The organism is Candidatus Symbiopectobacterium sp. NZEC135 (assembly GCF_025962695.1).
The window spans coordinates 1-812 of record NZ_JAGFPF010000960.1 but is presented as its reverse complement, the minus strand read 5'-3'; the positions used below and the strand labels follow the sequence as shown (position 1 = coordinate 812).

General features: G+C 52.1%; 2 protein-coding genes. Both read right to left on the bottom strand.

Annotated features, from left to right (window positions below):
• On the bottom strand, positions 1–309 hold a 309-nt coding region (locus tag J5224_RS31740), incomplete at its 3' end, for a hypothetical protein (RefSeq protein ID WP_264628952.1).
• The coding region (locus J5224_RS31735; protein WP_264628951.1) for a hypothetical protein at positions 299–812 on the bottom strand (514 nt) is incomplete at its 5' end. The genes J5224_RS31740 and J5224_RS31735, both read right to left, overlap by 11 nt.

Below are 812 nucleotides of genomic sequence, written 5' to 3'. Positions count from 1 at the left end.
GGCGAGATAAGCATCACCATGCCGCTCTCCCAGTTGGTAAAGAACCCGTGACAGAAAGGTATTACGGAAGTTTTCGACACGATCGGTGATCCAGGGATTTTGCATGAACCAGTCAGGTGTGGCCGAATCATCATAAGAGGGGATACCCAGCCATTGATCCGCGTCCCGTGGCCCGTCGCTGCCATTGATCGAGAACGGTACGCCGAGTCCGGCACAATCGGTGCAAATCGATGCCGGGCTGGGTACATTGCCATCCATTGCATCCTGAGAAAGTTGTTCAAAACTGGCACTGAGGGCGTTAGTCGCCATTGGATGCCTCCTCCGTGAGAGTATGCTGATGCCGTTGCAGAAATTGCAGCAGGAGATGTTGGAGCTGGTGTGGAGCCGCTATCTTCCTGTACAGCACGTCATGCAATTCGGTGAATAAGGGGTTGCGGTAAAAGAAACGGCCAAAGCTCAAGGCCAGTAATACATGGTGGCCCAAATAAAGTAGCTGGTGCGATTGCAGGTGGTGCAAATCATCACTAGGAAGGGGTATCCGTCCGCCCATATGACGAATGCCAACCTGCTCATAGACTGAATACTTCCGGCGCTTGACGGGAGGCAACGCCAGTTGGTGCAGCGCATCCGCCTCATAGGTTTCAAACAGTATCTGTACATGCTGAGACTCATTGATGCCGTACAGCAGTGCGGATTGCTCAAAGGCTCGCCAGATGTTTTGTGCCTGTAATGCGCCAGGATTGATTGACAACAGCGTGATAAAAATCTGATGCGCTTGCGGCATAACACGTTCAATCTGTTGCCTCAGTGTA